Consider the following 19,258-nt stretch of genomic DNA (forward strand, 5'->3'; position numbering starts at 1 on the left):
ACACTAGCGCCGTTCAACAACGCGAATACCCTGAGGGCCTGCGAGCACAGCTGTCCGCGCAAGACCGATGAACAAGCCATGCTCCACCACGCCAGGAATCGAATTCAATGCTGCCGCCAATCTGGGGGAATCCGGTATCCGCCCAAGATGGGCATCGATAATCCAGTGGCCGCCATCGGTGACGAAAGCATGGCCATCCTTGGCCTTGCGGACATCCAGTTGCCCGGAAACCCCATTTTCCGCAAAGACGGTTTCGATAGCCCGGCGGGTTGCGCCGAGGCCGAACGGGATGACTTCGATCGGAAGCGGGAAACGCCCCAGCGTCGGGACCCATTTGGACTCGTCTGCGATCACAATCATCCGGTCGGAAGCCGCCGCAACGATCTTTTCGCGCAGCAAGGCTCCGCCACCCCCTTTGATAAGCTCGAGATTGGGGTCGATTTCGTCTGCGCCGTCCACGGTCAGATCGAGCCGGTCAACCTCTTCCAGCGTTGTCAGCGGCACACCGCAGCGCTCAGCGTCAGCACGCGTCGCTTCCGATGTTGGGACGCCGACGATCTTCAGACCCGCCTTTACGCGCTCGCCAAGAAGCTCCACGAAATGCTTGGCCGTAGAGCCCGTGCCGAGTCCAAGCTTCATGCCGTCCCGCACCTGCTCGACCGCGCGCGCTGCTGCCTGCCTCTTCAGATCGTCCATCGACATCGCACCCTCGACGTTCCGTTCCCGTGGAACGCGAGGCATATAGCGCGGTTTGCGCAGCGGTGGATACGGCCTTTGGGCGGAAAAACTGCCAAAAAAGGCAGGCATAATACCAATCCCACCGCAGGCCTTGCATGATCCGGCCCCGCCCGCTAGCGATCCGTCATGACCGCCACTCCCCTCATTGTCTTCGATCTCGACGGCACTCTCGTCGATACCGCCCCTGATCTCGTCGGCGCGCTGAATTTCGTACTTCAGCGCGAAGGACTGCCGCTCGTGCCGGTTGCATCCGCGCGTACCATGATCGGCGCCGGTGCGCGAAAGCTGATTGAGCGGGGGCTCGAACTCGATGGCCGCGCCATGAGCGTTGCCGATATCGACCGGCTGACCGCCGACTTCATCGCCTACTACAAGGACCACATCGCCGATGCTTCCAAGCCGTTTGAAGGCCTTTATGCAGCCCTCGACGAACTGGAGGGGCGCGGTTTCAGGTTCGCGGTCTGCACCAACAAACTGGAGGGGCTCTCACGGCTATTGCTTGCCGAGTTGGATATGACGGCGCGGTTTGCCGCGATTTGCGGAGCCGATACATTCGGTGTGGCAAAGCCGGATCCCACCATCCTGCGCCAGACCATCGCGCAGGCCGGCGGGGACGTTTCCAGATCAATCATGGTCGGCGATTCCGGCCCAGATGTCGGGGTCGCGCGCCGGGCCGGGATTCCGGTGATTGGGGTCGAATTTGGCTATACCGAGATTCCCATCGCGGAACTGAACCCCGACATCGTCATCGGTCATATGCGGGAACTCCCGCGAGCCGTCGAAAACCTGCTAACTCCATCGGCAATGCGCTGATAAATATACGTATTTTCCAGTTTTGGCAGATTCTGTAACGGCGTTAACCTTCTCTTAACGATTGCGATGCGACCCGTTGCACGTGCGGATCGACACTTCTAAGGTCCGCGCGGGGACTATGCGGCTAGCACCGCATCACATGACGGATGCACCATGCGTATCATTGTTGTCGTCGCGGCGGGTCTTGGCCTGGCGGGCTGTTCATCATTCTCCATGCCCGACATGTTCAAATCGACGCCGCCGAGCGCAACGATTCAGCTTGAATCGCTGCCTGTCGGCGCTGAAGCGCGCGCTTCCAGCGGTGAAACCTGCAAGACCCCCTGCTCGCTTTCGGTCGTTGCCGCCGAGAATCTCTCTGTGACCTTCTCGTTGCCCAAGTACCAGCCGGAAACGGTCCCGGTGCAGATCATCAGGGATCCAAGCAGCCCGGGTAGCGTCGCCGTCGATCCCAATCCGGTTTACGCGGAACTCCAGCCCGCGCTTCCCACCAAGAAGGGCGCCCGCGTGGCACCCAAAGCAGCCCCAAAAGCCAAAAAGCCGCGTCCCGCCCCGGCAGCAGCCGCGCCGGCAGAGGACTCGCCTTTTCCGCCGCCGCCAGCCCGCTGACGTTGTTCCTCCAGCGCTGTCTGGCCAGCTAGATTACTGCCTGACCCAGCTAGATTCATTTGTAAGCGCGCCTCATCATGCCTAGATTGGGTGGGATACCACGGCCGGTGCGACCGGCTGGGTAAAGCGATATGCATGGCGCGCTGAATGAGCGGACCCTTTCCAAGTTCCTTGGCCACCTCCTCCGCAATGACCGATCCCTTCGGGCGATCGATCAGCTATTTGCGCGTTTCGGTGACCGACCGTTGTGACCTGCGTTGCTTCTACTGCATGTCCGAAGACATGACGTTCCTGCCGAAATCCGACCTGCTCACGCTGGAGGAATTGGACCGGCTGTGTTCAGCATTTATCGCCAAGGGCGTTCGCAAGCTCCGTCTGACGGGCGGCGAACCGCTGGTTCGGCGCAATGTGATGTCGCTCGTTCGATCCCTCTCGCGCCATCTCGACAGCGGCGCACTCAATGAACTGACGCTGACGACAAACGGTTCTCTGCTCGAGAAATTCGCCGCCGACCTCAAGGACAACGGCGTGCGGCGCATCAACGTCTCGCTGGACACGCTCGACGCCGCGAAATTCCGCGCCATCACGCGCTGGGGCGACCTCGACAAGGTGCTGCGCGGCATCGAGGCAGCTAGGTCTGTCGGCCTTAAGGTCAAGATCAACGCCGTGGCGCTCAAAGGCATGAACGAGGACGAGATCCCCACGCTGATGGAGTGGGCGCACGGCAAGGACATGGACCTCACCCTGATCGAGGTCATGCCGATGGGCGACATCGGCGAAGGCAGGATCGACCAGTACCTGCCGCTGTCGCTGCTCCGTGCCCGCTTGGCCGCCCAATATACGCTGACCGACCTTCCCGACGACACCGGCGGTCCAGCACGTTACGTTCGCGTCTCCGAGACCGGCGGGAGGCTCGGCTTCATTACCCCGATGACCCATAATTTCTGCGAATCCTGCAACCGGGTCCGTATCACCTGCACCGGCACCCTCCACACCTGCCTCGGCCACGAAGACGCCTCCGATTTACGCAAACCGCTCCGGGCATCCAGCGACGACGCCCTCCTCGCGGCCACGATCGACCGCGCCATCGGGCTCAAGCCGAAGGGCCACGATTTTATCATCGACCGCCGCCACAATCGGCCAAGCGTCAGCCGGCACATGAGTGTGACCGGCGGCTAACCGGCTCCGAATATTTCCCGGCTCGTGAATTTGTTTGGCACAAATTTCCCTTACCCCACGACGTCTCCAGATTCCGCCTTGGAATTAACAAACTTCCAATTGACGGCGGCATGACACGCTGATTTGGTCGTGCAGTTCTATGCGCCTCGGCTGGAAAAGCCGGCATGCCGTCACCTCCTCGGTCCCGGCAGAGCCAAGTAACGCAGGGGCATATTCGGGAGGATGGGGTTTGCAATCGCTTCTCAAGTTGAGTCGCGCGATCGACGCGTTCACGACGTTTGTCGGCCGCTGGGTGTCGTGGCTGGTCGTGATCGCTGTGATCATTTCGGCAACCAACGCCGTCGTCCGAAAGGTGTTCGACGTGTCGTCGAACGCCTATCTCGAATTGCAGTGGGTGCTGTTCAGCGCCGTGTTCCTGCTTTGCGCGCCGTGGACATTGCTCAATGGTGAGCACATCAAGATTGACATCATAAATCACGGCCTGCCCCTCAAGGTCCGAAGCTGGATCGACATGATCGGCCACGTCTTCTTCCTCGTGCCGTTCTGCATCATCCTGATCTGGACCTCGGTGCCGTTCTTCCTCGTTTCCTTCAACCAGAACGAACAATCGTTCAGCGCCGGCGGCCTCCCGCAATGGCCCGCGAAGTCCCTGATCATGATCGGCCTTGCACTGCTGCTCGTTCAGGCTGTTTCGGAAATTATCAAGCGCGCCGCCGTGATGAAGGGGCTACTGCCTGATCCTAACGCGCACGCACTTAGCGCGCACGAGATTGCCGAGCTTGAAGCCCTGAAACTGGCTCAGGCCATTACCCCCGAAAAACCATGACCGGCGTCGCCGTCACAGCACACAACGAGAGAGAGTTCTGATGGCGGCTATGTTCATCCACTACATGGCGCCGATCATGTTCGCGTCACTGGTGATGTTCCTGCTTCTGGGGTATCCGGTCGCGTTCTCTCTCGCAGCCAACGGGCTGTTGTTCGCATTCATTGGCATCGAACTCGGGCTATTCCGCCCCGACTTCCTGCAGGCGCTCCCGGAACGCGTCTATGGCGTCATGAACAACGAGACGCTGCTGGCGATTCCCTTCTTCACATTCATGGGGCTGATCCTCGAACGATCCGGCATGGCCGAGGACTTGCTCGAAACCATAGGGCAATTGTTCGGCAGCATCCGCGGCGGCATCGCCTATGCGGTGATTTTCGTCGGTGCGTTGCTGGCCGCCACCACCGGCGTCGTGGCCGCTTCCGTGATCTCGATGGGCCTGATCTCGCTGCCGATCATGCTGCGTTACGGTTATGACCGTCGCGTCGCTACCGGCGTAATTGCAGCTTCAGGCACGCTGGCGCAAATCATTCCGCCCTCGCTGGTGCTGATCGTGATGGCCGACCAGCTCGGACGTTCGGTCGGCGACATGTACGAAGGCGCATTCATTCCAGGTATCGTCCTGTCGATCCTTTACGCCACGTACGTTTTTCTGGTTGCGACGTTCTTCCCGCAAGCCACGCCTGGCCTGCCGCTGGAGGCGCAGACCCTGCGCGAGCCTGAAACTGCAAAGCATCCGATCATCCTGCCGCTGGCGGCTATCTCTGCCGCCGCAACCGCTTATTTCTTTGTGGTGAAACTCGGATTGTTCGACTGGACCGCGCCGGTCTTCAACAAGATTTTGGAAAATCCGCTGATACTTCACGGCTTCTGGTTCATCATTCTGACCGGGCTGTTCTTCAAACCATTCATTGGCATCATCCGCACAATGACTCTGTCGCTGTTCTTGGTGCTGATCGGCGCCACAGCGATCGCACTCGAAATCATGCGCTTCACCGAAGTGAAAGCTGGTGCAGACTATGTCGTTCTCACGATGTCGATCGTGGTGGCGATGTCTTTCGTGCTGGCCGTGATCAACCGCATCTCCGGCCTCAAGCTGCTTTCGAAACTCGCCGAACAGGTTGTGTTCGTGATGGTGCCGCCGCTCGGCCTGATCTTCCTTGTGCTTGGTACAATCTTTATCGGCGTCGCGACCCCGACCGAAGGTGGCGCGATGGGCGCCGCCGGCGCGATGATCCTCGCGATGATGAAACGGCGTCTGAATTTCGACCTGACACGACAGGCTGCAGAATCCACCGCAAAGCTCTCTGCCTTTGTTATCTTTATTCTTGTCGGCGCGCGTGTATTCTCCCTCACCTTCTACGGTGTCGACGGACACCGCTGGGTGGAAGAATTGCTGGTCTCGTTGCCCGGCGGCCAGACAGGCTTCCTGATCTTCGTCAATGCCTTTGTGTTCGTGCTGGCATTCTTCCTCGACTTCTTCGAGTTGGCGTTCATCGTCATCCCCCTGCTCGGCCCCGCAGCAGAAAAGCTCGGCATCGACCTGATCTGGTTCGGCGTCATCCTCGGCGTCAATATGCAAACCTCGTTCATGCATCCGCCGTTCGGCTTCGCGCTGTTCTATCTCCGCTCCGTGGCCCCGAAGGAGGCCTACACGGATCGCGTCAACGGCAAGCGAATGGAGCCTGTGACAACCGCGCAAATCTACTGGGGATCGGTGCCGTTCGTGATCATCCAGGTCATCATGGTGGGCCTCGTGATCGCCTTCCCGGCGATGGTGATGCACTACAAAGGCACCCTGTCCACCATCGACCCTAACAAGATCGATATCCAGATTCAGCAGCAGGAAATGCCGGCGCTCGACTTCGGTCCACCGGCCGGTAGCAAGTAAGTCTGCAAGGCCTGCATGCTTTCAACAAAAATCCCAGCCTTCTTGCGAAGGCTGGGATTTTCTCTTGATGGATGGCCGAGAGGATCAGGTTCGCGTGCGCGACCGGATCTGGAAGCTGTCGAAGCCGTATTCCGCGACCTGCCACCACGTGTACTGGTCGTTGCGGAAAGCGGCCATCGCCTCGTAAAGCTTCTTGAAGTTTGGATTGGTTGCTGACGTTTCCGCATAGACTTCGTTCGCGGCCTTGAGCGAGGCGTCCATGATCGACGCTGCGAACGGACGCAATTGCGTTCCACTTGCCACCAGCCGCTTCAGTGCGGGCGGATTGTAGGCGTCGTAACGCGCCTGCATCGTCTCGTTGGCCAGCGTCGATGCCGTCTTGAGAATCGACTTGTAGCCCGCCGGTAGCGATTCCCACTTCGCAAGATTGACGAGGTTGTGCAGCGAAGGCCCGCCTTCCCACCAACCCGGATAGTAGTAGTATTTCGCGACTTTCTGGAAGCCGAGCTTCTCGTCGTCGTAAGGACCGACCCACTCGGCAGCGTCAATGGTGCCCTTCTCCAGCGACGGATAGATGTCGCCGCCCGCGACCTGCTGCGGCACCACGCCGAGCTTGGTCAGGACCTTTCCGGCGAAACCGCCGATCCGCATCTTCAGGCCGCTGAGATCCGCCGGACCCTTGAGCTCCTTCCGGAACCAGCCGCCCATCTGACAGCCTGTGTTTCCAGCCAAAAGCGCGACAACGTTGTACGGCTTCAGAAACTCGTTGAAGAGTTCGGAGCCGCCGCCGACCTGCAACCAGGCCGTTTGCATGCGGCTGTTCAACCCGAACGGCACCGCGGTCCCGAATGCGAATGTTGGATCCTTTCCGATGTAGTAATAGGTCGCCGTATGCGCCATCTCCACGGTGCCGTTGGACGCGGCATCGAGCGCTTGCAGGCCCGGGACGATTTCGCCCGCAGCGAAGACCTGAATCTGGAATTTGTTGTCGGTAGCTTCCGCGACGGCCTTCGAAAACACCTCGGAGGCGCCGTAAATCGTATCGAGCGATTTCGGAAAGCTGGACGTCAGACGCCATTTGATTTCAGGCGACGACTGGGCGATGGCGGGTGAAGCGATCGCAGCGCCGGCTGCGCCGATACCTGCGACTTTGATAAACTCGCGACGTTTCATGATGACTCCCTGAATGTGATTTATGCGATTTTTGCCCTTCTTTCCGGGGCTTGGAGACAGAGCATGGAGCAACTTGTTCCTAATATCCATGCCGATTTCGACCGCACCGCAAAATAAAAACCCGGCCTCCTTGCGGAGGCCGGGCTGATTCAGACTGCTTCGACCGAACGAAATCAGCCGCGGGTGCGCGACCGGATCATGAAGCTGTCGTTGGTGTATTCGGCAACCTGCCACCACAGATACTGGTCCGACCGGTAGGCCTGCATCGCATCGATCGCCTTCTTGAAGTCGGCGTTCTTGGCGGAGATTTCAGCCCAGAGCTCGTTGGTCGCCTTCAGACAGGCATCCAGCACTTCGTTGGTGAACGGACGAAGCTGCGTACCGCTGGCCACCAGGCGCTTAAGTGCTCCCGGATTCTGCATGTCGTACCGTGCGGGCATCCAGGCGTTGGTGTGGGATGCTGCGTTGGTCAGAATGGCCTGATAGCTCTTCGGCAGCGCGTTGAACTTCTCGAGGTTGGTGAAAGCGTGGACCGTCGGTCCGCCTTCCCAGAATCCCGGATAGTAGTAGAACTTCGCAACCTTGTTGAAACCGAGCTTTTCGTCGTCATACGGACCGACCCATTCGGCAGCGTCGATGGTGCCCTTTTCCAGCGACGGATAGATATCGCCGCCCGCGAGCTGCTGCGGAACGACACCGACCTTGGCCAGCACCTGACCGGCGATGCCGCCGATGCGCATCTTCAAGCCCTGAAGATCGGCGACGGTCTTGATCTCCTTGCGGAACCAGCCGCCCATCTGCGTGCCGGTGTTGCCGCAAGGCATGCCGATAACACCATACTTCTTGTAGAATTCGTTCGCGAGCTCGTTGCCGCCACCCTGATCGAGCCACGAATTCTGCATGCGTGTATTGAGGCCGAACGGCACCGATGCGAAAATCGCGAAGGTCGGGTCTTTGCCGACATAGTAGTAGGATACTGTGTGGCACATTTCGACCGTGCCGTTGGAGGTCGCGTCAAGAGCCTGCAAGCCTGGAACAACCTCGCCTGCCGCGAACACTTGAATCTGGAACTTGTTGTCGGTCATTTCTGCGACGTACTTCGAGAGCTGCTCGGCGCCGCCGTAAATGGTATCCAGCGATTTCGGGAAGCTGGATGTCAGACGCCACTTAACTTCGGGCGACGACTGGGCGATGGCCGGCGAAGCAACCGCAGTGGCAGCAGCTCCAGCAGCAGTTACTTTCAAGAAATCACGACGCTTCATTAGGCATCTCCTTTTTGGCGGGGCGTTTCTTTTTGAAATCCCTCTGGGGGCGGTCTCTAGCACGGAAGTCGATTTGCGGAAAACGCAGGAACACCCCATCCGACGTGGATTAAACGAAAGTCGAATGCGGTCTCGAATCGAGTAAACTGAGGCTTTCTGAGGACGTCAGGCGGACACCGCTGCGCCGGCGAGCTGCTTTTTTATCTCCGTGCCGATAGCGCGATAGATCGCCGCGTGGACGCCGTCCGGCTCGCTGTTCACCACTGGCGTGCCCGCATCCGAGGAGGTGCGGATCGTCAGATGCAGTGGGATTTCGCCCAAAAACGGCACTTTGAGCCGTTCAGCCTCGTGGCGTGCGCCGCCATGTCCAAAAATATCGGAACGCGTGCCGCATTCCGGGCACTGGAAGTAGCTCATGTTCTCAACGATGCCGAGTGTCGGGACGTTGACCTTGTTGAACATGGCTATGCCCCTCCGGGCATCGATCAAGGCGAGGTCCTGAGGTGTCGAAACAATCACGACGCCCCGCAGCGGCACCTGCTGGGCCAGAGTCAATTGCGCGTCTCCCGTCCCCGGCGGCATGTCCACCACCAGAACGTCAAGTTCACCCCAAGCGACGTCCCACAGCATCTGCCGGATCGCGGACATGACCATAGGCCCGCGCCAGACCATCGCTGTGTCTTCCTCGACCAGAAAACCGATCGACATCAGCGGCAGCCCAAAGCGGACGATCGGGATCATTTTCTTGGCATCGTTCAACGTGGGCTTTTCGCGAACGCCGGTCAGTCGCGGAACCGACGGGCCGTAGATATCGGCATCGAGCAACCCCACCCGTAGACCGAGATCGCGCAGTGCCAGGGCAAGATTCAGCGCCGTGGTCGATTTACCGACACCGCCCTTGCCGGACGCCACCGCAATAATGGAGCCAATGCCGGGAATCGCCGCCTGCTTACCCATCGGAGAATCCGTCGGCGCACCTTGAGGCCGATGTTGTGCAACGGATTTTACGCCATGCGAATGCTGGTGTGGCGCTGAAGCTGCGGCAGCGCCGGGTTTCCGTTCGGCGGTCAAAGCGACCATTGCGGTCGTGACACCCGGAATCGCCCGCACCGCAGCCTCAGCCTTGGCGCGAACGTCTTCCCATGCCCGCGCCTCACTGGCGTCGACATTGATCGAAAAGAAAACCTTGCCGTCCGAGGCCATAATTTCGGAGAGCACCTTGGCATCGGCGAGCGGCATGCCACGCGGCGATGCCACGGCGCGAAGCACTGCAAGAACCTGGGCTTTGTCGACTGCCACAACACATCTCCCGGCTTCACCCCCCGGGGGGCCGCCGCTTGTGGCCTTCATACGCGCGTCACCTGTGCCGTCAACGGCCTTGCAAGGCCGTCCATCATTCGCATAGCTGTCGCCATCCCCCATGCCGGGAAATCCGGCCAAAAGACACCAGCAATCCAAAGAGCAAGATATGGCAAAAGTCGCATTTCTCGGCCTCGGCGTCATGGGATTCCCTATGGCTGGACATCTCGCCGCCAAGGGCGGCCATGAGGTGACCGTGTACAATCGCACCGCCGCCAAATCGAAGGCTTGGGCCGACAAATTCGGTGGCCGCGCCGCCGCGACACCGAAGGCGGCCGCCGAAGGTCAGGATTTCGTGATGGCCTGTGTCGGCAATGATGACGACCTGCGCGCAGTGACCATCGGTGCCGACGGAGCGTTCTCGGGCATGAAGTCCGGTGCCGTTTTTGTCGATCACACCACGGCGTCGGCCGAGGTCGCCCGGCAACTTGATGCCGAGGCCACCAAGGGCGGCTTCCAGTTCATCGACGCGCCAGTTTCAGGTGGCCAGGCCGGCGCGGAAAACGGCGTGCTGACGGTCATGTGTGGCGGCGCTGAAGCCTCCTACAAACAGGCCGAGCCTGTGATCGCGTCATACGCCCGAATGTGCAAATTGCTCGGCCCCGCCGGCTCCGGCCAGCTCACCAAGATGGTCAACCAGATTTGCATAGCAGGTCTGGTCGAGGGGTTATCGGAAGGAATTCATTTCGCAAAGAAAGCCGGGTTGGACGTTGAGGCGGTGATCGACACGATCTCGAAGGGCGCCGCACAATCCTGGCAGATGGAAAACCGCTACAAGACCATGAACGAAGGCAAATTCGATTTCGGCTTCGCTGTTGAATGGATGCGTAAAGATCTCTCGATCTGTCTGGCGGAAGCCCGCCGCAACGGCGCAAGCCTGCCGGTGACCGCGCTGGTCGATAATTTCTATGCTGAGGTCGAGAAAATGGGCGGCAAGCGCTGGGATACGTCGAGCCTGCTGGCGCGGCTGCAGCGGTAACAATCGTCCACCTGACGCGATAAACAAGGCGGCGCGGTATCCCGTGCCGCCTTTCTTCTTTTCAATTTCGACAGGTATGGACAGACCACCCGCAATATCGAAATTCATACTTTCTTAACCCGATTAAATGGACCTTTAAGCCACCTCTTAATGATTTAGCGCCAGAAATAGCGGGCAGCAGTGCGCGCGCATGGGCCGGCGCAGCACTCGTAATTGCTCAGGGTTTGTCGCGTAAAAATGAGTGAGTCCGCCGACAAAAAAGAACTCTCCGCGACATCGGCGGAAACACCGGCGCGCAGCCGCCGGGCGGCCTCGCAGCGCGTGCGCGAGGCCCGTGACCGTCTGACGTCGACCAGCGGAACGCGACCGGCCTTCGATCATGAATTGTTGCGACAATATGCGCAGACGCGCATCTCGGCCTCGCTGGTCGTCATCCTCCTCGTGGTGTCCACGGGCATCCTGGCGAGTTTCTGGATTCCAGCCGTAGCCGCCGTGATCTGGACCGCGGGAATCCTCGCGATCCACGGCATCGTCATTCGCTTCTGCTCAAAGTTTCTTGCCGTTACGTCCTCGTCGCCCGCGATCACGCGCAAGTGGCGCATGCGCTTTGTGGGACTGGATCTGATTTACGGATTGGCCTGGACCCTTGTCCTGATCCATCCATCAGGCATCGATGTCGTGTCCAACACGCTGATGCTGTTCGTGATGCTGCTGGTCATTGCTGTGTCGAGCATGTTGGCAGCAAGCCTGCCGATCGCCGCTTTCGCGGCAACAGTCCCGGTATCGGCTGCGATCGCGGTGAATTTCATCCTTCGCGGGACCTTCGACGATTACATCCTTGCAGCACTCGCGGTTACGGCAGAAGGCTATTTCGCCCTGCTCGCCCATCGTCTGCACTCGACGACGCTTGCAACGCTGGAGGCCCGCGCCGAGAAAGATGCGCTGATCGGCGAACTCGAACAGGCCAAAGCCATCTCTGACGAGGCTCGCTACCGGGCAGAATCCGCCAACGTTTCGAAGTCGCGCTTTCTGGCCCAGATGAGCCACGAATTGCGCACTCCGCTCAACGCCATTCTCGGATTTTCCGAAGTCATGAAGAGCGAGATTTTCGGGCCGCATGCCGTCGAGGTTTACAAGGACTACTCGTCCGACATTCACAACTCCGGCGTCCACCTGCTGAATCTCATCAACGAAATTCTCGATCTGTCGCGCATCGAGGCCGGGCGCTACGAACTCAATGAAGAGCCTGTCTCGCTGGTGCATGTTGTCGCGGATTGTCATCACCTGCTGAAGCTGCGTGCATCGAGCCGCGGTATCACAATTCATGAAGTTTTCGAGCAGGACATGCCGAAGCTGTGGGGCGACGAACGCGCCACGCGTCAGGTCGTGCTCAACCTGTTGTCGAACTCGATCAAATTTACGCCGCCTGGCGGCGAAATCTGGCTCAAGGTCGGCTGGACCGCGTCCGGCGGTCAGTATCTGAGCGTCAAGGATACCGGCTCCGGCATAGCCGAGGACGAGATTCCGGTCGTTCTAGCCTCATTCGGCCAGGGATCGAACTCGATCAAATCCGCCGAGCAAGGCGCGGGATTGGGCCTTCCGATCGCCAAGAGCCTGATCGACATGCATGGCGGCACGTTCACGCTCAAATCGACCCTGCGGGTGGGCACCGAAGTGATCGTCACCTATCCGCCGGAGCGGGTGATGACGGCGCTAGCGCCGATGCGTGAGGATTCCCCGCCGCTCCAGCCCGACAGGTCGCCAGAAGGAATGACTGGGGACAGAAGCCGTCCGCGTTACAAGCCGATCATGAATGCAGGAACCGGTTTGTAGAACATCTTGCGCGAGCGATGAAAATGTCCATCAGTATAATTCATGAAACAAGAAACGCCTTGCATCGCCGTCTGCTTCATCGATCCGAAGAGCAAGCTCTGCCTTGGCTGCGGGCGTACCCTGCCCGAGATCGCGCGCTGGCACAAAATGGGCAACAGCGAGCGGCTCAACATCATGGCAACGCTGCATCAACGCATGCTGGAGGCCGGGCTGGAGATTCCGGCACCGCGACCCGAGCGTCAGGCCAATCCCTGAACACGGCAGGTGCCGTATGATACGCGCCCTTACAATCCTCGCTGTGGTGGTCTCGTCTGTCGGCTTTCTGCTGTCGATGTCGCATCCCGTTGCATTCGCGAGCATGAAGGGTGCCTTGATCCGTGCCACGGATCAAACCTTGAATGCCAAGCCGGCACGCGCTGTGGAAATTGCCCGCAGCGACAGCGGCGAATTTTCCCTGCGTGCAAAGATTAATGGATTCAGCACACCGATGGTGATCGATACCGGCGCGACTTCGGTGGTGTTGACCTATGAAACCGCGAAGGCCGCCGGTCTGCCGCTGGAGCTGCTGGACTACAGTGTGGACGTCGAGACCGCCGGCGGGCGCGTGCGCGCGGCGCGCCTGACCCTCGATCGTCTATCGGTCGGCAAACTGGTGGAACGCTCGGTGCCGGCGCTGGTGGTGCCGCGCGGCCAGATGAAAGCCAACCTGCTCGGCATGAGCTTTCTCAACCGGCTGGAAAGCTGGGAAGTCCGGCCAGACAAGCTGATGCTGCGCGGTTACCCGTAGTTCAATCTCAGGCCGCGATCAGTGCTGCGGAACGCGGCTCGACAATCTTGAGCGCCTCGCGCAGCGACGCCGTTCCTGCTCCCGGCTTGGTGCAGACCTCCGCAAGATAACGACGAAATGCCCGCGCGCCTGGCACACCATGAAATGCGCCAACCAGATGTCGCGTGACCGAATGCAACCGCATCCCGGCAGCAAGTTCGCTCTCGATATAAGGCATCAGCGCTTCAATGGCATCATGCATCGTTGCGTGCGGCGCGGCGTCCCCGAATAGCTCGGGATCGACACTCAGCAGCCGCCAAGGTTCTTGATAAGCCGCACGTCCAAGCATCGCGCCATCGACATGATCGAGATGCTGCTTCGCGGCTGCGATCGTAGCGATGCCGCCATTGATGATGACCGGCACGTTTGGCAGCGCCGTCTTCAGGCGATAGACCCGGTCATAGTCAAGCGGTGGGATGTCGCGGTTCTCCTTCGGCGACAATCCATCGAGCCACGCCTTTCGCGCGTGAACGACCAGCGCATCCGCGCCTGCCGCGATCACGGCACGGCTCAGCGTATCCAAAGCAACTTCAGGATCCTGATCGTCAATGCCGATGCGGCACTTCACCGTGACCGGAATTCTCACGGCCTGCTTCATGGCGGCAACGCATTCCGCGACGAGTTGCGGCTCCGCCATCAGGCATGCACCGAAATTTCCGCCCTTCACGCGATCAGACGGACAACCGACGTTCATGTTGATTTCGTCATAACCGAAGCCCTCACCGATCCGCGCGGCTTCCGCGAGATCGCGCGGGTTCGATCCGCCGAGCTGAAGCGCGACGGGATGCTCGCTGGCGTCGAACCCCAGCAGGCGCTGGCGGTCTCCATGAATAATGGCGCTCGTGGTCAGCATCTCGGTGTAGAGCCGGGCACGCCGCGTTAGCAGACGATGGAACACGCGGCAGTGCCGGTCAGTCCAATCCATCATCGGGGCCACGGAGAAGCGTGCCACTAACATATTGTTTTCTTTATATTTTATGACTACATCGCCATCTGGTGATTTCGCCGGCAGCAGCCCGTTGCGCCAGCGCACGATCGGGGACCAACCAAAGCTAGCGACAAACAAATAGCATTGCGTCCGGCGCGCGCCTAGGCCGGCTGTGCGTCGATCGTTGTTCGGTGAGTGAGATGGTTCACTCGGCGGCGGTGCGGACCTCAATCCGTTCTGCCCGCACGGCGCAGAACTTGAACTCTGGAATTTTACCGAACGGATCAAGCGCCGGATTGGTCAGAAGGTTCGCAGCCGCTTCGGCGTAACAGAACGGCATGAACACCATGTTCTCCGGCACGTCGCGGTCGGAACGGACCTTGACCTCGACGGCACCGCGGCGCGTTTCCAGCTTGATGAAATCCCCCGGCCACACGCTCAGCCGCCGCATATCCTTCGGCGACATGAAGGCAACAGCCTCTGGTTCGATACTGTCGAGTACACCGGATCGGCGCGTCATCGAACCGGTGTGCCAGTGTTCGAGCACACGGCCTGTGGAGAGCACCATCGGATAGTCTTCGTCCGGTATCTCGTCGGGAGACGTGACGCGCGCGGGCACGATCTTGCCGCGCCCGCTCTCGGTTGGGAAGCCGGTGGTGAAGATGATCTCGTTGCCCGGCTTGAAAGGATCGTCGACCGGATAGGTCACCGCACCTTCGCGCTCCAGACGCTCCCAGGTGATATTCTTCAGCGACGGCATCAACTGCGTCATCTCGGTGAATACATCGGCCGGACCGCTGTAATTCCAGTCCAGTCCCATGCGCTTTGCGATCTCCTGAATGATCCACAAATCCTGACGCGCGTCACCGGGCGGCTTGACCACCTGTCGCGCGATCTGCACGCGGCGATCCGTATTGGTGAACGAGCCTACCTTCTCGGCAAACGCCGACGCCGGCAAGATCACGTCGGCATGGAACGCGGTCTCGGTGACAAACAGGTCCTGGACCACCAGATGATCGAGCATGGCCAGCGCCTGACGCGCATGCTGCAAATCCGGATCCGACATCGCGGGATTCTCACCCTCGATATACATGCCGGTAATGTCACCGGCGTGGATCGCATCCATGATTTCGACAACGGTCAGCCCACGCACCGGATCGATCTCGTGCCGCCACAGATGCTCGAACGGGTCGCGCAGATCAGTGCGCCCGACCGGCTGATAGTCCGGCAGGAACATCGGGATCAGACCTGCGTCCGAGGCGCCCTGCACATTGTTCTGCCCGCGGAGCGGATGCAGGCCAGTACCTGGACGTCCGACCTGTCCCGTCGTCAGCGCCAGCGCGATCAGGCAGCGCGCATTGTCGGTGCCATGAATGTGCTGGCTGATGCCCATGCCCCAGAAGATGAGCGACGATTTTGCCGTCGCATACATCCGCGCAACCTCGCGCAGCGTCTCGGCGGGTATCCCGCAGATCGGCTCCATCTTCTCCGGTGGGAATTCCTTGATCTTCTCCTTGAGATCGTCGAATCCCTCGGTGTAACCAGCGATATACTGGTCGTCGGTCAACCCTTCGGTGATGATGGTGTGCAGCATCGCGTTAAGCATCGCGACATCGCTGCCGGGCTTGAACTGCAGATGTTTCGTGGCATGGCGCGACAGCGTTTGCCGGCGCGGATCCATCACGATCAGCTTGGCGCCCTTCTTCACCGCATTCTTGATGAAGGTCGCTGCGACTGGATGATTGACCGTCGGATTGGCGCCGATCACGATGATGACTTCGGCATCCGCCGCTGCCGCAAACGGCGCCGACACCGCGCCCGAATTCAAACCTTCCATCAGGGCTGCAACCGACGAGGCGTGGCACAGCCGCGTACAATGATCGACGTTGTTCGAACCGAAGCCAGTGCGCACCAGCTTCTGGAATAGATAGGCTTCCTCGTTTGAGCCCTTAGCCGATCCAAAGCCGGCCAGCGCCTTGACGCCCTTGGTATCACGAATCTTGACCAGACCTTTTGCTGCGATATCGAGCGCCTCTTCCCATGACGCCTCACGGAAATGCGTGAACGGATTGGCCGGATCGACTTGATCACCGGCATCCTTCCTGGCGTTCGGTAGCCGCACCAGCGGCTTGGTGATGCGATGCGGATGATGAATGTAGTCGAAGCCGAAGCGGCCCTTGACGCAGAGGCGATTGTGATTGGCCGGACCATCTCGCCCCTCGGCATAGACAATCCTCTCGTCCTTGACTTCATACGTGACCTGACAACCGACACCGCAGAACGGACAAAGAGAATCGACTCTCTTGTCCGGATAAACCGTGCGGGTCTGGCTGGCGTCGAGATATGCCGAGGGCATCAGCGCCCCGGTTGGGCAAGCTTGGACGCATTCGCCGCATGCAACGCAGGTGGACTCGCCCATTGGATCGTCGAAGTCGAACACAATCTTGGCATCATGATTGCGGTAAGCCATGCCGATCACGTCGTTGACCTGAACCTCGCGGCAGGCGCGCACGCAAAGTCCGCATTGTATGCAGGCATCCAGATTGACGCTCATCGCCGGATGGCTGGTATCGCTCGACCAGCGTTCCGCGGCAGGGAAGCGGCTTTCTGTGACCTCGACCTTGTCGGCCCAATTCCAGAATTTGGAATCGGGATCGTGCGATGTTTCGCGCGCCGGCTGGTCGGCGACCAGAAGCTCCATCACCATCTTGCGGGCGGAGACAGCGCGCGCGCTCGCGGACTTCACCTTCATGCCGACGTTGGGCATGCGCTTGCAGGAGGCCGCCAGCACGCGTTCGCCCTCGATCTCCACCATGCAGGCGCGGCAATTGCCGTCGGCGCGGTAGTCCGGCTCCGGCGAATAACACAGATGCGGAATTTCGGTGCCTTCGCGTTTGGCCACCTGCCAGATCGACTCGCCCGGCTGCGCCTCGACCATTTTCCCGTCGAGTTCGAATTGAATCTTGGTCATTCTGCGGCTTCCTTGGGCGCGAATTCCTCGGGAAAATACTTGATGACCGTGGTCAGCGGATTAGAGGCCGCCTGCCCCAGACCGCAAATCGATGCATCGCGCATCGCCTGGCTCAATTCATCGAGCAGGTCACGGTTCCAGACGCGCTGTTCCATCAGCGCCGCGGCCTTTTGTGTGCCGACGCGGCACGGCGTGCATTGCCCGCAACTCTCATCCTCGAAAAAGCGCATCAGGTTCAGCGCTGCGTCCTTCACCTCGTCCTTGTCGGACAGGATGACCACCGCTGCGGAGCCGATGAAGCAGCCGTATTTTTCCAACGTGCCGAAATCCAGCGGAATGTTATCCATGGACGCCGGCAGAATGCCGCCCGACGCACCGCCCGGCAGATAGGCATGGAATGTATGGCCGTCGGCCATGCCGCCGCAAAACTCATCGATCAGTTCACGCACCGTCACGCCCGCCGGCGCGAGCTTCATGCCGGGATTCTTCACGCGGCCCGAGACGGAATAGCTGCGCAGGCCCTGACGTTCGTTACGGCCCTGCGACTTCCACCAGTCCGCACCCTTCTCCACGACGTCCCGCACCCACCACAGCGTCTCGATATTGTTGATCAAGGTGGGCAGGCCGAACAGGCCGACCTGGAATGGATACGGAGGTTTGTGGCGCGGCAACCCGCGCTTGCCTTCGATGCTCTCGAGCAGCGCGGATTCTTCGCCGCAGATGTACGCGCCGGCGCCGCGGCGCAGATGCAGCTTTGGGCCGCCCGGCGGCAACTTCCCGATTTCGCGTTCGACGATCTCACGTGACGCCGGATACTCGTCGCGCAGATAGATGTAGACATCAGGCGCTTCGACGACATGCGCGCCGATCAGCATGCCTTCGATAAAGCGATGCGGATCGGTTTCGAGATAGTAGCGATCCTTGAATGTCCCCGGTTCGCCTTCGTCGCCGTTGATCGCCATCAGGCGCGGCCCCGGCTCGCCCAGCACCGCGCGCCATTTTCGCCCGGTCGGAAAGCCCGCTCCGCCAAGTCCGCGCAGCGAGGCGTCATCCAGCGCCTTCAGCAAATCTTCTTTCGTCATCGCGCCGGAGCGCAACTTTGTGAGCAGCGCGTAGCCACCCTTGGCGACATAAGCGTCGTAATCGACGTACTTCGGCAGATGCGCATGGGTGTCGCCGCTTTTCGCTGCGGCCAGTACGCTCTCGACGCTCGCGTGGTCGACGAAATGATGTCCCACTTCCGCGGCCGGCGCGGTGTCGCAGCGGCCGACGCACGGCGCACGCACGACGCGCACGCCGGGCCCGACGCTGTTCTTCAACTCGCTCAGCAGCATCTCCGCGCCCATCATCGCGCATGTGAGAGAATCGCAAACCCGGATCGTCAGCGGCGGAAGATCGGGCTGGCCTTCTTTGACCACGTCGAAATGCGCGTAGAAGGTCGCGGTCTCAAACACTTCGGCGAAGGCCAGCTTCATCTCATCCGCGAGAGCCGCAAGATGCGCTGCGGAAATCTGATGGTACTTGTCCTGAATGAGATGGAGGTGTTCGATCAACAAATCGCGCCGCCGCGGGCGGTCGCCGAGCAGAAGCTCGATCTCATGCGCGGCCGCCGGATCGATCTGCCGGCCCTTCGGGGTCGCCTTGGCCCGCCGCCTGCCCTCGCCAGGATGATCGAATGGCTGAACTTTTTGGGCGCTATGGCTCATTCGAGTATCTCATTTTTGGTGTTTCGAGCCCGAACGATAGCTTCTGGCATTCAGTATGCCAAGAATTATTCCAATCGCTTATACCAAGACAGCCGATTGCGGCGGCTCGTTGCAATATGAAGCGGAGTTCCAGTGAAAGATCGGCCCAAGAGTACCCTCCGAGACCAGCCT

16 protein-coding genes are annotated in these 19,258 nt (G+C 60.1%); 9 read left to right on the top strand and 7 right to left on the bottom strand.

Features of this window, described 5'->3' with window-relative positions:
• Positions 1-3: 3 nt before the first annotated feature.
• Positions 4-702: a ribose-5-phosphate isomerase RpiA gene (gene rpiA / locus AC1Q6J_RS09185; RefSeq protein WP_492279013.1), complete on the bottom strand. Its 699-nt coding sequence runs from the start codon at positions 700-702 to the stop codon at positions 4-6.
• 162 nt (positions 703-864) lie between these two features.
• Here rpiA and AC1Q6J_RS09190 point away from each other — a divergent pair, with 162 nt between their 5' ends.
• The 5 genes from AC1Q6J_RS09190 (at position 865) to AC1Q6J_RS09210 (ending at position 6,050) form a co-directional block, all read left to right on the top strand.
• Positions 865-1,551, top strand: a complete 687-nt coding sequence (locus AC1Q6J_RS09190; protein WP_492279014.1) for an HAD hydrolase-like protein — start codon at positions 865-867, stop codon at positions 1,549-1,551.
• 153 nt (positions 1,552-1,704) lie between these two features.
• The gene (locus AC1Q6J_RS09195) at positions 1,705-2,157 is read left to right on the top strand and encodes a peptidase associated/transthyretin-like domain-containing protein (protein ID WP_492279015.1); all 453 of its coding nucleotides are present in this window, start codon (positions 1,705-1,707) and stop codon (positions 2,155-2,157) included.
• A gap of 147 nt (positions 2,158-2,304) precedes the next feature.
• Positions 2,305-3,336 (top strand): GTP 3',8-cyclase MoaA, encoded by a 1,032-nt coding sequence (gene moaA, locus AC1Q6J_RS09200; protein ID WP_492279016.1) that lies wholly within the window; start codon positions 2,305-2,307, stop codon positions 3,334-3,336.
• 229 nt (positions 3,337-3,565) lie between these two features.
• Complete coding sequence (locus tag AC1Q6J_RS09205; protein WP_492279017.1) at positions 3,566-4,162, top strand: TRAP transporter small permease subunit; 597 nt, start codon at positions 3,566-3,568, stop codon at positions 4,160-4,162.
• Positions 4,163-4,202: 40 nt separating this feature from the next.
• Positions 4,203-6,050, top strand: a complete 1,848-nt coding sequence (locus AC1Q6J_RS09210) for a TRAP transporter large permease (RefSeq protein WP_492279018.1) — start codon at positions 4,203-4,205, stop codon at positions 6,048-6,050.
• An 84-nt stretch (positions 6,051-6,134) separates the two neighbouring features.
• Here the strand turns inward: AC1Q6J_RS09210 and AC1Q6J_RS09215 are convergent, their stop codons facing one another.
• The 3 genes from AC1Q6J_RS09215 to AC1Q6J_RS09225 all read right to left on the bottom strand — a co-directional run bounded on the left by AC1Q6J_RS09215 (position 6,135) and on the right by AC1Q6J_RS09225 (position 9,784).
• A complete protein-coding gene (locus tag AC1Q6J_RS09215; protein ID WP_492279019.1) occupies positions 6,135-7,223 on the bottom strand; it encodes a TRAP transporter substrate-binding protein in 1,089 nt (362 codons plus the stop codon).
• A gap of 173 nt (positions 7,224-7,396) precedes the next feature.
• Complete coding sequence (locus tag AC1Q6J_RS09220; protein WP_492279020.1) at positions 7,397-8,485, bottom strand: TRAP transporter substrate-binding protein; 1,089 nt, start codon at positions 8,483-8,485, stop codon at positions 7,397-7,399.
• Positions 8,486-8,650: 165 nt separating this feature from the next.
• Positions 8,651-9,784: an Mrp/NBP35 family ATP-binding protein gene (locus AC1Q6J_RS09225; protein ID WP_492279021.1), complete on the bottom strand. Its 1,134-nt coding sequence runs from the start codon at positions 9,782-9,784 to the stop codon at positions 8,651-8,653.
• A 121-nt stretch (positions 9,785-9,905) separates the two neighbouring features.
• Between AC1Q6J_RS09225 and AC1Q6J_RS09230 the strand changes: the two genes are divergently transcribed.
• The 4 genes from AC1Q6J_RS09230 to AC1Q6J_RS09245 all read left to right on the top strand — a co-directional run bounded on the left by AC1Q6J_RS09230 (position 9,906) and on the right by AC1Q6J_RS09245 (position 13,443).
• Positions 9,906-10,823 carry an NAD(P)-dependent oxidoreductase gene (locus AC1Q6J_RS09230; protein WP_492279022.1) on the top strand — a complete coding sequence of 306 codons (918 nt, stop codon included), beginning with the start codon at positions 9,906-9,908 and terminating at the stop codon, positions 10,821-10,823.
• Between the two features lie 237 nt (positions 10,824-11,060).
• Positions 11,061-12,656: a sensor histidine kinase gene (locus AC1Q6J_RS09235; RefSeq protein ID WP_492279023.1), complete on the top strand. Its 1,596-nt coding sequence runs from the start codon at positions 11,061-11,063 to the stop codon at positions 12,654-12,656.
• 42 nt (positions 12,657-12,698) lie between these two features.
• Entirely contained in the window at positions 12,699-12,911 is a 213-nt protein-coding gene (locus AC1Q6J_RS09240) for a DUF1289 domain-containing protein (protein ID WP_492279024.1), read from the top strand.
• 16 nt (positions 12,912-12,927) lie between these two features.
• On the top strand, positions 12,928-13,443 hold the full coding sequence (locus tag AC1Q6J_RS09245) for a TIGR02281 family clan AA aspartic protease (protein WP_492279025.1): 516 nt from the start codon (positions 12,928-12,930) through the stop codon (positions 13,441-13,443).
• A 7-nt stretch (positions 13,444-13,450) separates the two neighbouring features.
• Here AC1Q6J_RS09245 and dusA read toward each other — a convergent pair whose 3' ends face one another.
• The 3 genes from dusA to AC1Q6J_RS09260 all read right to left on the bottom strand — a co-directional run bounded on the left by dusA (position 13,451) and on the right by AC1Q6J_RS09260 (position 19,087).
• A complete protein-coding gene (dusA, locus tag AC1Q6J_RS09250) occupies positions 13,451-14,440 on the bottom strand; it encodes a tRNA dihydrouridine(20/20a) synthase DusA (protein WP_492279026.1) in 990 nt (329 codons plus the stop codon).
• 175 nt (positions 14,441-14,615) lie between these two features.
• Positions 14,616-17,381 (bottom strand): formate dehydrogenase subunit alpha, encoded by a 2,766-nt coding sequence (gene fdhF, locus AC1Q6J_RS09255; protein WP_492279027.1) that lies wholly within the window; start codon positions 17,379-17,381, stop codon positions 14,616-14,618.
• The gene (locus AC1Q6J_RS09260) at positions 17,378-19,087 is read right to left on the bottom strand and encodes an NADH-ubiquinone oxidoreductase-F iron-sulfur binding region domain-containing protein (protein WP_492279028.1); all 1,710 of its coding nucleotides are present in this window, start codon (positions 19,085-19,087) and stop codon (positions 17,378-17,380) included. Before AC1Q6J_RS09260 ends, fdhF begins: the two co-directional genes overlap by 4 nt.
• Between the last annotated feature and the right edge of the window lie 171 nt (positions 19,088-19,258).

The sequence above is a fragment of the Afipia sp. MLSD5-FHT05B12 genome (assembly GCF_058793355.1).